Origin of the sequence: Orientia tsutsugamushi (assembly GCF_900327275.1) — a bacterium.
In the GTDB taxonomy this organism is placed as follows: domain Bacteria; phylum Pseudomonadota; class Alphaproteobacteria; order Rickettsiales; family Rickettsiaceae; genus Orientia; species Orientia tsutsugamushi.
The window spans coordinates 394238-407383 of sequence record NZ_LS398548.1 but is presented as its reverse complement, the minus strand read 5'-3'; the positions used below and the strand labels follow the sequence as shown (position 1 = coordinate 407383).

General features: G+C 30.8%; 9 protein-coding genes, 1 tRNA gene and 2 pseudogenes. 1 reads left to right on the top strand and 11 read right to left on the bottom strand.

Features of this window, described 5'->3' with window-relative positions; genetic code table 11:
- Positions 1–712: 712 nt before the first annotated feature.
- From glyA to DK405_RS13695, 9 genes and pseudogenes are all read right to left on the bottom strand, one after another.
- Positions 713–1993 (bottom strand): serine hydroxymethyltransferase, encoded by a 1281-nt coding sequence (gene glyA / locus DK405_RS02175; RefSeq protein ID WP_045912594.1) that lies wholly within the window; start codon positions 1991–1993, stop codon positions 713–715.
- A gap of 33 nt (positions 1994–2026) precedes the next feature.
- Complete coding sequence (gyrA, locus tag DK405_RS02170) at positions 2027–4744, bottom strand: DNA topoisomerase (ATP-hydrolyzing) subunit A (RefSeq protein ID WP_080946460.1); 2718 nt, start codon at positions 4742–4744, stop codon at positions 2027–2029.
- A 98-nt stretch (positions 4745–4842) separates the two neighbouring features.
- The gene (locus DK405_RS02165; protein WP_045912595.1) at positions 4843–5592 is read right to left on the bottom strand and encodes a YebC/PmpR family DNA-binding transcriptional regulator; all 750 of its coding nucleotides are present in this window, start codon (positions 5590–5592) and stop codon (positions 4843–4845) included.
- A gap of 126 nt (positions 5593–5718) precedes the next feature.
- On the bottom strand, positions 5719–6324 hold the full coding sequence (locus tag DK405_RS02160; protein WP_045912596.1) for a Maf family protein: 606 nt from the start codon (positions 6322–6324) through the stop codon (positions 5719–5721).
- 34 nt (positions 6325–6358) lie between these two features.
- The gene (infA, locus tag DK405_RS02155) at positions 6359–6583 is read right to left on the bottom strand and encodes a translation initiation factor IF-1 (protein ID WP_012461876.1); all 225 of its coding nucleotides are present in this window, start codon (positions 6581–6583) and stop codon (positions 6359–6361) included.
- 98 nt (positions 6584–6681) lie between these two features.
- Positions 6682–6756, bottom strand: a tRNA-Asn gene (locus DK405_RS02150).
- A gap of 430 nt (positions 6757–7186) precedes the next feature.
- A pseudogene (locus DK405_RS02145) lies at positions 7187–7814 on the bottom strand (transposase family protein).
- A gap of 7 nt (positions 7815–7821) precedes the next feature.
- Positions 7822–8151 (bottom strand): annotated as a pseudogene (locus DK405_RS13705) (tetratricopeptide repeat protein); the annotation flags it as partial.
- 15 nt (positions 8152–8166) lie between these two features.
- A complete protein-coding gene (locus DK405_RS13695) occupies positions 8167–8307 on the bottom strand; it encodes a tetratricopeptide repeat protein (RefSeq protein ID WP_231967595.1) in 141 nt (46 codons plus the stop codon).
- Positions 8308–8756: 449 nt separating this feature from the next.
- On the opposite strand from DK405_RS13695, the gene DK405_RS02135 reads away from it, so the two are divergent.
- Positions 8757–10583, top strand: a complete 1827-nt coding sequence (locus DK405_RS02135) for a hypothetical protein (protein WP_045912962.1) — start codon at positions 8757–8759, stop codon at positions 10581–10583.
- A gap of 310 nt (positions 10584–10893) precedes the next feature.
- Here the strand turns inward: DK405_RS02135 and DK405_RS13285 are convergent, their stop codons facing one another.
- Entirely contained in the window at positions 10894–11343 is a 450-nt protein-coding gene (locus DK405_RS13285) for an HNH endonuclease (protein WP_052691743.1), read from the bottom strand.
- Between the two features lie 114 nt (positions 11344–11457).
- Positions 11458–12681 (bottom strand): group II intron reverse transcriptase/maturase, encoded by a 1224-nt coding sequence (gene ltrA, locus DK405_RS02130; protein WP_197709766.1) that lies wholly within the window; start codon positions 12679–12681, stop codon positions 11458–11460.
- Positions 12682–13146 lie beyond the last annotated feature (465 nt).

The window sequence follows — 13146 nt, the reverse complement described above, 5'->3', positions numbered from 1 at the left end:
GTATATTTACCTTTAAATTTTGCTGTTAAGCTTCATTTTTATTTTTATCATCTTCTATTAAATTAACTTCAGTAGATCTAGATCTATCATTTTTATTTTTATTATTATATAGTCATCCACAATGAAGCAGAGTAATGCCTATGGAGTAAAATGCACCATACTAATAACATTATTTCAACAACAAGGGAAATGATGAATGATAAAAACGTCTATAGAATTACAAGACCTGAGAAGGAAAATATACATCAAAGCTAAAGCCGAAAAAGTAATTGAATTGTTTCAGATGTAAAATGTGAAGTAGAAGAAAGTTATATAGCTAAGCTACTATAAAACAATTATATTATATACTTTTTGAAAAACTTATCTAGGCTATAGTGATAGCTAAACTATTATAACTGTTTTATAGTAGTTTAGCTATATAATGATTGCCAAATTCGATATTATAGATCTTTGAAAGCAATAACTTAGGATAGGCTTAAACAATGATATGAAGTTATCAGGAAAGCGTAATACTGGAAAAATCCGTATGTTGCGTTTAATGTGGCTTGTGGATATAAACTGGAGTAACTAAACTACTGTGCTTTGCTCAACCATACCTTATGGAATAATTGAGATATAGCAACACTTCTTTGTTACCAGACTAAGCTTACTTTTTCTTTCTTTGTGTTTATTGATCTTGTTGTTATTTAAGTTAGTTGTTTGTTAGCACTATCTAGTTAGTATAAATTGGAAAACAATTACATAATTCTTGCACATGATGTTTTGTTCTAGTAATAACACTATTCAAGCTATTTTCAATTTCAGTAATAGTGATATCTTCATTTTTTTTTGCGGACTTAATTATTGCAATATTGTCTAAAATATCGGCAATATATTCTCCTACAGTAATAAACTCATTTTCTTTAAAGCCTCTAGTAGTGCAGGCTGGAGTTCCTAATCTAATACCAGATGTAATAGTTGGCGAAGTAGTATCAAAAGGCACAACTTGTTTATTACAAGTAATGCCAGCTGCATCTAGTAAATATTCAGCTTCTTGTCCTGTGATATTCTTTCCTCTTAAATCTACTAGCAGCATATGATTATCTGTTCCACCTGTTAAAATATTATAACCTCTGTCTTGTAGTAACTTAGCTAGTACCTTTGCATTTAACATTACTTGATTAATATATTCTTTATATTGAGGCATTAATGCTTCAGAAAAAGCAATTGCTTTAGCAGCAATGACATGCATTAATGGACCGCCCTGCATACCTGGAAATACAGCAGAATTAATTTTTTTACTTATTGATTCATCATTAGTTAAAATCAAGCCACCTCTTGGACCTCTTAAAGTCTTATGAGTAGTGCTAGTTACAACATGAGCGTATGGTATAGGACTAGAATGATACTCTGTAGCAACTAAGCCAGCAATATGCGCAATATCTGCTAAAAGATAGGCTCCTACTTTATCTGCTATTTCTTTAAATATTGCAAAGTTTATCTTTCTTGAATAAGCTGAATAACCGACAATTATAAGTTTTGGTTTATGCTGCTGAGCTAGCATTTCAACGTCATTATAGTCAATTAAATAACTATCTTTGTTAACACAGTAATGAACTGCATTAAAAAATTTACCAGAAAGATTAGGTTTAGCGCCATGGGTTAAATGACCACCGCTATTTAAATCCATAGCTAAAATTGTATCGCCAGGCTTTAACAAGGCTAAAAATACTGCTTGATTAGCTTGAGAGCCAGAATGTGGTTGTACATTTGCATAGTTGCACTTAAAAAGTTTTTTTACTCTATCAATAGCAAGACCTTCTACCTCATCAATAAATTCACAGCCGCCGTAATATCTTTTATTGATATATCCTTCTGCATATTTATTTGTAAGAATAGAACCTTGGGCTAGCATGACTGCTTTACTAGTAAAATTCTCTGATGCTATTAATTCTATTGTTGATTGCTGTCTATATAATTCTTTAGCAATTAAATCATATATTTCTTTACACATTTACAACCTCCAATTTTATCTTATAAACAAGTTTTAGCTGTTATTGTAATTACTTTCATCATCGCTACAATCATCACTATAATCAGTATCTTTAATAGTATCAATTGATACTACTTTTTCATCTTTAGAAGTTTTAAATAGTATAACTCCACTAGTGCTACGACCAGTAATTCTGACACTATTTAATTGACATCTTATTAGTTTTCCACTGCTTGTGATTAGCATCAACTCATTATCTTGAGAAGCTGGTAATACACTAACAACCCTTCCAGTTTTAGATGATACATTCATGTTTGCTATTCCTTTTCCACCTCTCTTAGTAACTCGATATTCATAAGCTGAACTAAACTTACCATAACCATTTTCTGATACAGTCAAGATGAATTCTTCATTACTAGCCATGGTTAACATTTCATCTTCAGTTAAGTTATACTTAGAAAGATCGATGTTTGGTTGTAGTGATTTATTTTTAGCGATTAACAAACGATTATTTACTGGTAAATTTAAGTAGTTTTCTCGAACTTCAAGACTACAATTAATTCCTTTTAAAATAGTCATTGATATAACTGCATCATTTCCAGCTAATTTAATAGCTTTAACTCCATCGGAAGTACGGCTTTTGAAAACTCTTAGATCTTTTACCGGAAACCTTATAGCTTTACCATTCTGTGTTGCTAACAACACATGATTTTCCTCATCGCAAGATTTTACAGAAATAAGGCTATCGCCTTCATCAAGGCGAATAGCAATTTTGCCATTAGAAGCTATATGTTTAAAATCAGATAAATCATTCCTTCTTATATTGCCATGCTTAGTTGCAAAAATAATGTATTTCTTATCTGAATCATTCTCACTTTCTGCAGGCATTGGCATAATATTAGTGATAGTTTCATTTTCTTTAATAGAAATCAGATTAATAATTGGCCTACCTTTAGACTGCGGAGTACCTAATGGCAATTTATACACTTTTAAATTATATACTTGCCCAATATTTGAAAAAAACAAAATAGAAGTATGAGTATTTTCTATAAACAGATGAGTAATCACATCTTCATTCTGTACTGATGAACCAACTCTTCCTTTTCCGCCTCTTTTTTGAGCACGATAAGTTGATAAAGGAACCCTTTTAATATAGCCTGCCAATGTAACAGTAACTACTACTTCTTCCTCAGGAATTAAATCCTCAATATCTTGCTCAAATTCTTGGTTTTCAATTGTAGTAAGGCGAGCTGTAGAAAATTGTTCCTTAATTTGATTTAGCTCAAACTTCATTGTTTCAAGTAATTTATCCCTTGATCCCAAAATTTCAAGATATGCTTTAATTTCCTTTACTAAGTTATTTAACTCGTCTTCAACTTTACCTCTCTCAGTATTTGTTAAGCGTTGTAACCTTAATTCTAATATCGATTTTGTTTGCTGCTCAGTTAAAAAACATTGTCCATCTTCTTTTAAAATAGCTCTATCATCAACTAACTTCACAAGATCATATACATCACTAATATTCCACATTCGGGCCATTAATCTACTTTTTGCTTCCTCAGAGTTAGCAGATGATCTTATAATTTTGATTACTTCATCAATATTACTAACAGCAATAATTATGCCTACTAAAATATGAGCTTTATCTCGAGCTTTATTGAGCAAAAATATAGTTCTCTTAGTAATAACTTCTTCACGGAAATTAGTAAAAGCAACAATAATATCTTTTAATGTCATTGTTTTTGGTATGCCTTGATCTAAGGCTAGCATCATAACATTAAATGTAGTTTGCAGACTAGTATAGGAATATAATTGATTTAGAATAAGATCAGTATTAGCATGTTTTTTAAGCTCAATTACTACCCTTATACCAGATTTATTGGATTCATCTCTAATAGTACTAATGCCTTCAATTTTTTTATCATTGACAAGTTCAGCTATTTTTTCAACTAAACTAGCCTTATTAACCATAAAAGGTATTTCTGTAATAATAATAGCATGTTTTAAACTATCACTTTCAATATCTGTTTTACCACGAACAATAATTTTGCCTCTGCCTGTGTTATATGCTGACTTAATTCCAAATGTACCAATAATTTGCCCCCCAGTAGGAAAATCTGGCCCCTTCACTAATTCCATTAGTTCGATAATTGTTATATCATTATTATCGATATAAGCGCAGCAAGCATCAACTACCTCGCATAAATTATGAGGTGGAATATTAGTTGCCATTCCTACTGCAATTCCTCCAGTTCCGTTTACTAATAAATTAGGGAATCCAGCTGGCAAAACTTTTGGTTCTTGCTCTAAGCCATCATAATTAGCCTGAAAATCAACAGTATCTTTATTAATATCCTCTAACAAGCTATGCGCAACTTTTTTTAAACGGACTTCAGTATAACGCATTGCGGCAGCGGCATCTCCATCCATAGAACCAAAATTACCTTGCCCATCTACCAATGGTAATCTTAGAGAAAAATCCTGTGCCATTCTAACTAATGAATCGTAAACAGCTAATTCGCCATGAGGATGATATTTACCTATTACATCCCCAACAACTCTTGCAGATTTACGATATTGTTTATTATAGTGATAGCCAGATTCATACATTGCATAAAGTACGCGCCTATGTACAGGTTTTAATCCATCTCTAACATCAGGTAATGCACGACTTACTATTACGCTCATAGCATAGTCCAGATATGAGCGCTGCATTTCTTCTTTTATACTAATAATATTTATATTTGATTCTTTATACTCTTGTTCAGACAAAGCAATTCCATTTGTTTATTAAAAAAATATTGATAGTAACTTAAACTACTATAAATTATTATTGTTATAAAGCATACTCTATTTCATAATAAAACATTTTAGGTAAGCAAATTGTTGTAGATTTGCTCAGAAAATTCATAGTTGCCAAAAAAACGCTGCACATCATCATCGTCATCTAAAGCATTAACTAACTTAATTAGTTTTTGAGCCTTCTCTGTATCTGATATTAAAACTGTATTACGAGGTCTCCAGCCTATATATGATTCAACTGGATAACCAAATAGCTGCGCTAGTTCTTCTATGATATTAGTAAAAAGTTTAATTGGAGTGTATACAACATGATATTCTTCATCTAATTCAATATCTTCTGCTCCAATTTCAATAGCAGCATCAAACAACTTTTCGCTAGTACTAACTTTTGATTCAAACTTTATGATTCCCAAACGATCAAATAAAAAGCTAGCATTACCAGTTCCGACTAAATTACCGCCGTATTTACTAAAAATAGCCCTAACATTTGCTGCAGTGCGGTTAGTATTATCTGTTAAAGCTTCAACTATAATTGCAATGCCATCGAATATAATGCCTTCGTAGGTTATTTCAAAATAATTTTCATAATTGTCTTTGTTGTTAGCCTGTGCAATAGCTTTTTCAATTCTATCTTTAGGCAAGTTATTAAATTTAGCTGCTGAAATAGCAGCTCTTAATCTAGGATTATATTGAATATCTGCTCCAGATTTAGCACTAAGAGATATTTCTCTTACTAAGCTGGCAAATAGCTTAGCTTTCTTTTTATCCTGTGCACCCTTACGATGCTGAATATTTTTAAACTTTGAGTGACCTGCCATTATTATTAATACAATAGTAAACTCATTAAAAATATATTATTTAACCAACTTGAGAATATGCTTGTAACTATAACAATTTATTATGTATCGTACATTAAAATCCAAAATTTTAAAAGAAAATTATTCTTATTGATTACTTCTAATGCAATCGAATCCTAAAGAGAAAAGCATATTTCTCGTTTCAAATAGAGGTAGCCCCATTATATTAGAGTAAGAGCCACGCATAAATTGAATAAAACACTCCCACATTCCTTCTATAGAATGTCCTCCAGCTTTATTTAATCCTTGTTTAGTTGCAACATATGCTGCTATTTCTTGCATTGTTAATCTTTTTACTTTTACAACAGATTCAACTGTTCGTGTATTAAAAGCAATAATATTATTATGTTTAACTTTTGTGATTTTTACTCCAGTAAAAACTCTATGCCTTCTGCCAGATAACATCTTTAAACAATATTCAACATCAACATCTGTAATAGTTTTGGGTAATATACGTCTTCCTACTGCTACTACTGTATCAGCAGCAATAACATATCCATCTTCTATGTTTGGTGCTATTTTATCTGCCTTTTGTATAGCCAATCTTAAAGCTAAATTTTTTGGTAATTCTGCAGGCAAGCTCGACTCATCAATATTAGCTGGAATAATTTGAGATGGTACGATGTTAATTCTTTTAAGCAGTCTCAGCCTAGACTCAGATTGAGACGCTAGTATAATAGGCATTAAATCCATAGAATATACCAAGTATATTTATTGACTATTAAAATTATTTGTGACGATGTGTAATCCTTCCCATATTTAAATCATAAGGTGTCATTTCAACATCTACCTTATCACCTCTTATAATCTTGATGTGATGCATTCTTATCTTACCACTGATGTATGCAGTAATAACGTGCTCACTGTCAGACAACTTAACTTTAAATTTAGCTTCCTTAGGCAAAACTTTAATAACTTCGCCAGTAACTATAATAGGCTCTGTTTTTGCCATAATTCAATTATTATGCATTTATAATAAACCGTAATTAATCTTCACGTTAACTAATTAACCTTGTGTATTTACTTATTTTAAGTAACATGAGTAACGCATGGCTCCCCGGGCTGGACTCGAACCAGCGACCAAACGGTTAACAGCCGTTTGCTCTACCACTGAGCTACCGAGGAATTGCATTATGTACACTTATAGCAAATATTTTTATCTAAGTCTAGTATTTTTATTAAACATTCTATAAAATGCTAAAAATAATTTAGAGTTATATATGCTAAGAAGCCAAAAATACATAATTAAATGATACATCATTCTTTACTATATCTGTAGCTCTTATTGTAATCCAAATTTTAATATTAGATATTAACATGAGTTTGATATAATGAACGTTCCAAACTGCAAAAAGAGTAAGTATTACAACTGTAGTTTAATATTAAAAAATAGAAAAAATAAAAAAGTAAGTAAAACTACTATAAGCTAGTAGGTAAGGACTGAAAACGCTTTTCCTACCAAAGAACCATACGAGAGAATTAAGTCGGCATATTACTCAAGCAATTTACCATATAAATATGTCTATGAAGATTATTAGACCTCTTTCGAAACTGGTTAAAGTAGTTCAAAATTATAAATGCCAGAGATCAAATTAAATCTAAGAGAGAATCTTTTACGTCTATTTCGATATTTGTCAGCAATAATTTTGAAGCGTTTTAGCATACCAATAACGTTTTCATTCACAACTCTTGCTCCTGCTAACCTATGATTATTCTTTTTATCATTTTTAGTTAAAGGATTTTTCTTGCTTTTTTTCTTTGGTAATTCAGAATTATTGTGAATTTTTTGTATGCCTTGATATCCTGTATCAGTAATCACTTTTACCTTAGGATGGATAAGAATTTTGGATTTCTTAAATAATCTAAAGTCATGTTTTTTACCGTTAGAAAAATCTGTACATATTACTTGGCGCGTTTTCTTATCTACCACTATTTGAGTTTTTAGTGTATGCCTTTTCTTCTTTCATGAATAATAGAATTTTTGTTTTTTTTAGGTCTTTCTATAGGACTCTCAGTAGCATCAATCAAGACTACTTCATAATTCATATCACTCTTCATTTTGATTTCTTAAGACCATCAGCTTTCCTCAAAATATCCACCATCTTTGAAAATGTCCTCTTCCTTACTCCTGTTAATCGACGAAATTTTTCATCCTTTAACTCTTTAATCTGATCTAATTTCATTATTACTTCAAATTAGATTTTTATAACACCATTCTACATCATTCTCTAGTTTCGAAAGAAGTCTAATGTAAGCTTCTGCCAAATCTGGTTTATACTTAATAGCTATATCAAAATTCTCTATTGCTTCTTGATATTGACCTAATTCGTTCAAAGCTACTCCTTTATTAATATAAGCTTCCGCCGAATCTGGTTTATACTTGATAGCTATATCATAATTCTTTATTGCATCTTGATATTGTCCTAATTGCTTCAAAGAAATTCCTTTATTAATATAAGCTTCTACTAAATCTGGATTACACTTAATAGCTATATCATAATTTTCAATTGCCTCTTGATGTTGCCCTAATTCGTCTCAAGCAATTCCTTTATTAATATAAGCTTCTGCTGAATATGGATTACACTTAATAGCTAAATTAAACTTCTTTATTGCTTCTTGATATTTTCTTAACTTAAAAAATGAATTCCCTTTATTAAAATATTTGTCTGTTAGCATATCTTTACCCTAAAATTAAATACTAGACTTCTTTCGAAACTAGACAATGATATAAAATGGTGTTATAAAGATCTGATTTGAAGTAATAACGTCAGATTAGGATAAAAAAAAGTATGAAAAGTATAATACAAAAGGTCTACAAGAGATATTATGTAATATCTTTAAATATAGTTTCAATTAATAACAGTTTATTTATTGCTCACATGTCTGTAAATACAAATTTAGGATAAGAAACAATTAAAAATATGTAATATACAAGTGTTATAATGGTGAATGTTCAGATTATTAAGTATAGTATTATGAAAGAATATTTGTAGAAATATGAGCAATAAATAAACGGTTATTAATTGAAACTACAGATAATATATAATTATACATTATCTCTTGTATGCCTTTTATTCACTAACTTTCATATTTTCCCTTATCCTAAATTGGCGTTTATAGGTTAAATGAGTATACAAAATATATGCTCTAGCCTACTAGTTATATTAAACTCAGATTTCTTTAATTTTGGCACACAAAAACTATGGACAAATAACATGCGTACGAAAGATGAAAATTATAGAATACTAGTTAAAAAAGTATATGAAAAATTTAAGTCATATAGCTATGAAATAAAGCAAGTACAGCATTATGAATCTGTTGACTATACAGATATAGACAAAGAAGAACATAGTGTAGATATACCTGGTATTGCTTCTTTTGAGCAAGCTTTGAAGGGTTATCAACTGCTTATTGATTGTTATTTAATTCTGTCTGATAACGCCTGCTTGGAACTTGAAGAAATGAGCTATCATATTAATGAGATGTTTAAGCACAGACTGTATATTGATTTAGCTGATGGATTCGATCGTAAGTATTACAAGAATCTATTAAGTAAAAGAATGGATGATATAGAAAATAAAAAAGCAGCTTACATAGCTCATGTTGAGCGAGCAGTATTCAGTAGAGAAGATGGCACCATTGTTGATGGCAAACATGCTACTATTGTAAAGTATTCTAAAGATGATAATGGATATTATAAAATAATTTATAATGCTGGTTACGGAGTTAGAAAGGCTAATATGGCTCTTCAAGATAAAGAGGAATTGTTAAAAGTTGCAAAAATTACTGATTATAAAGACAAGACACTGAATGGATATTACAGCGGAATTAAGTATTATATGCCAGAAGATATCTCCTCTACAGAAGAAATAGAAGAATTAATAACTGCTGAGTTGTATGATCGTGCACACCAAAGCTCATTTAATAACCCAAGTGCTGCTAGTACAAAATTAGTAACACAGCAATTATATGGTAATTGTACTACCAGATGTATTAGAGAAGCACTACGAGATAATATTCATGAAGCAGTATTTAGAGATTTATACTGCTTTATTACATTAGTTCCATATTCAAGTAAGCTGAAAATGTTGGAAAAACTAATAGATAAACCATTAGCAATTGGAATGGCAGTTTTAGAAAAATGCCAAAAATCACTTACTCCAAAGGAAAGATTTTTTAGTGAGTTGCAATATAAAGTTAATAATATTTTGAGCATTAACTTAGACGCATCTATTAAAAATTTACAGCTTATAAAACTTCTAGATGCAACTCACCCATTAATGTTACTAGACGATGGCTATCAATTTCTAGCTGATGTTATTGCTATGAAGTTTATTGATGCTGATATTATACAAGAAAATGTAGATAAATCACAAGCAACAGTATTATATAGTACTGACCTCTACTTAAATTTTGGCAATTTATATAATCAAGGATATAATTCTATTACTAAAAAATGTTTGATTAATGAGATAACAACTGCAATTTTGTCATCTGATATTGCAAATCAATGTATGAATATAGAAAATATCAAGTATATAGTTAGAAAGCTGTTTACTCCAGTAACTCAAGATAATGATTTATATTTAACTCAACCATTACTTTTGCCTGTTAAGGAAAGGTTATTGCAATGTATTGCAGAATACAACAGTAAATTTACCTCAGATGCTTTAATGTTAAGTGAAGATTTAAATCAAGTTCTTAATTCTTGGCGTAATGCTTGTCTACAAGACTCAAAAATTGCTTCGATTATTAAAGCACAAATAATTGGTGGAGATGCTGCACTGATAAATGTATTTGGACATTCTATAAAAGAAGAAAAAGTAAATTTAGAAACAAATGTGATAAAAAAGGGCCATGTAAAGGAGGCTAAGCATGTGTTAGATTTAAATAGTAAGGAAAATCAATTAATGATAAGCGGAAGAAATAAAAAAGATCACATAAGTAGATGAGATGTATAGTCTTACAACGTCAGTTTATGATAAGAAGAAGTATGAAAGGTATAATACAAAAGGTCTACAAGAGGTATTATGTAATATCTTTAAATATAGTTTCAATTAATAACAGTTTATTTATTGCTCACATGTCTGTAAATGCTAATTTAGGATAAGAAACAATTAGAAATATGTAATATACAAGTGTTATAATGGTGAATGTTCAGATTATTAAGTATAGTATTATGAAAGAATATTTGTAGAAACGTAAGTTTAGGATAAAAAAAGATGAAAGGTATAATGTAAGGTATACGAGAAATAATAGACCTCAAAGAATAAGCTTAAGCGGGTAGGTAAGCGCGAAAGCGCTTTTCCTCCCAAAGAACCGTACAAGCGAATTACTCCGCATACGGCTCAAGCAATTTACAAAAACAGCTGCAATAAGTTGTCCGCGATTACTGTGTACTTGTCGATGGCAGTTTTCATGCAATAAGCACAAATTGTTAATATGGTCAGTGCCACCACATCTTATAGGTGTTATATGATGTACATGAACACTTTCACCATTATCTATTAAATCAAAACAAACAAGACATTTACCCTTTTGTCTACGCCAAAGAATCTGCCTAGATTTAAACAAATACTTAGGGCTATCAGCCTGACGTTTATGCCAATATTCTCTAAGTTTTGAATTATCAGGAGAAGATTTACCTTTAACAAGAATATGTCGTTTAATCGTTGTCCATTGTAATTTCCATAGATATAGATCTTTATTCATAAAGACCCAATTATCATTTCTGCCTTTAATGCGGCCCCAATACTTTTTCTTAAGCCATTTCCAAGATTTTTTAGGATGTTTTCTACATACGAATCTTGCTTGCTAAATCCACATTCAGCAGTCTAAATTGGAAAAAATTTTCTTGGACACAACTTTGTTAAAATAACTGCACCATCCAAATATTTTAGAATTTAGATTATCAATTATTCTATCAATATTCCATGAGAAACCTTTTTTCCATTCTATTGATATTCGTTTTTTAAACGATTTTATAGAGTCTTTAGACGGTTTAACTAGTAGAGCTACACCTCTTCTTGTACTATTGGTGTTATATTGTCGAATATTAAATCCAAGGAAATCAAAACCTTCGTTAATATGAAGTATCCTGGTTTTTTCTTTCGACAATTCTAAGCCTCTAATACTTAACCAATCATTAATAATACTTTTGGCTCTGATACATGAGCTTTCTGACTTAGCACAAATTACAAAATCATCAGCGTATCTCACTAAAGCATATTCAGATTTAGAATGTAGGTGATCATATTCATTATAGATGATATTAAGTATATCACTCATTCCATGAAGAGTTATGTTTAAAAGTAATGGAGAAATTAATCCACATTGTGGAGTACCAGCTGTTGTTTTGATAATTTGATAATCCTGCATTACACCAGATTTAAGCCATGCTTGAATCCAATTACGAGCAGGGAAATTTCCTATAATTTTCAAAAGAAAATTATGATCAATATTATCAAATGCACCTTTGATGTCAGCATCTAATATCCAATTCCTAGTAGTGCCAGGACGAACAATACTAGATATTCTCTGTATTGCATCGTGAACGCTACGTCCAGGTCTAAAGCCATAGCTGCAACCTTCAAACTTAGCTTTCAAATATGGTTCAAGTGCTGATTTTACAACAGCCTGTCTACACCTATCCAAAATAGTTGGCAAGCCTAAAGGTCTAGATTTGCCATTACTTTTTGGTATGTACACACGCTTAATCGGTTTTACGGATGATAGATTGTTATCTGCTAACTTTTCCATCAACAGACTCCTTTCTTTATCTGTATTAACAACTATTTTATCAATTCCGGGACTTTTTCGTCCTTTGTTGATTTGAGTAACACGTCTTATAGCAAGTAACCTATTTGCTCTTGATCTTAACATCAATCTTTGTAAGTTACCTACTAACTTCGTATTACCATTTGCGAATGCACTATAAATACGTCTACGAAGATTATTAACCTTTTGTATAATTTCTTTCCAATCTATTGAATGCCAATAGATTTTCTTGAAATTATCCTTAGTCTCAATTGTTACATTTGCGTTTTGCATTCACTTTTCCAATTAATTCATAATCTTGTTTACCTATTTAGGGTAAATCACCAGTCTTAAGTTAGCATCATTTCTGATTAGCATATAAATGCCTATACACTCAGTTATTGATTCCTGTAGTCTTTCGACTTAGTGTCATTTGCTTTCTAAGACCTCTCTTACCTACTATCAGTTGCCTAATAATAGGCTTACCATGTTTCACTCATCAGAGATACGTTAAGTTGGCTATCTTCTTTATACCGAGGAGCTGGCATTTTTAAAAAAAAAGGCTGCGTATTCCTTCTTACAGCTAAGCTTTTCAGCTTTATCCCTATAACAGATTTTATCTTGAGTATCTGCTTTCACATTTACGATATTTCCATACGAAGATTCACTTTCGTTTAACCAATTTTAACTTTACCTTACCCCTATTTCCCATCCAGATTAGTACTTTAGTTAGGCTTTCTATCGCGCTTAGTACAAGAC